Annotated in this window: 1 protein-coding gene; it reads right to left on the bottom strand. The window is 39.7% G+C overall.

What is annotated here, in order from left to right:
* Positions 1–44 precede the first annotated feature (44 nt).
* Positions 45–356: a hypothetical protein gene (locus R7Q46_RS29530; RefSeq protein ID WP_276431008.1), complete on the bottom strand. Its 312-nt coding sequence runs from the start codon at positions 354–356 to the stop codon at positions 45–47.
* Positions 357–547: the final 191 nt, after the last annotated feature.

The raw sequence follows: 547 nt of genomic DNA, 5'->3' as shown, positions 1-547 counted from the left end.
CCCTGTTTTACATATAAAAAAGGCTCCGAACTGGAGCCTTAAAATTAATGTTGGGTTTCATCTTCAACTGGATTCGAGGTTTGAGACAACCGAATAACTGATAACGATGATTGCAAAAACTCCAATCGGTCTAACATCTCATCTAAAACCGTTTGTTGTAATGCAGCGTTGGAACTACAAGCGCCAGAGCGTACAAACATCGTCATGTGAGAGACATCGCTTACGGCTGACTCGATGAAAGACAAAGAACAATCAAATGGGAAAAAGTTTTCACATGAATTATTCTTATCCAAAGGGATGCTCACAAGCTCAGAATTATTGATGTTTAGTGATTTGTTTGCAATAGTGTTTTTCATAGTAATGTTTCCTTAGCGTGGTTATGTTACTGACTATAAGCACCTGCGATGTTGGCGCATCGTGGGTGCATTCAAAAATTTACTCTTCTGACGTTCCTTCCAAATCCAGTCCTGAAATCAGCTTATCGAGACCAACAGAGCGAATAGCACGTTCATTTTTTTCCATCATCTGTTCAGGTGTTTCTCGAACA

The organism is Vibrio sp. 811 (assembly GCF_033339195.1).
Note: the sequence above shows the minus strand (reverse complement) of the source record. Positions and strands in the feature narration are given on the sequence as shown.

Excerpts from the sequence above, each read along its gene's own strand:
- R7Q46_RS29530 (WP_276431008.1), bottom strand. The coding sequence starts at position 356 with ATGAAAAACACTATTGCAAACAAATCACTAAACATCAATAATTCTGAG.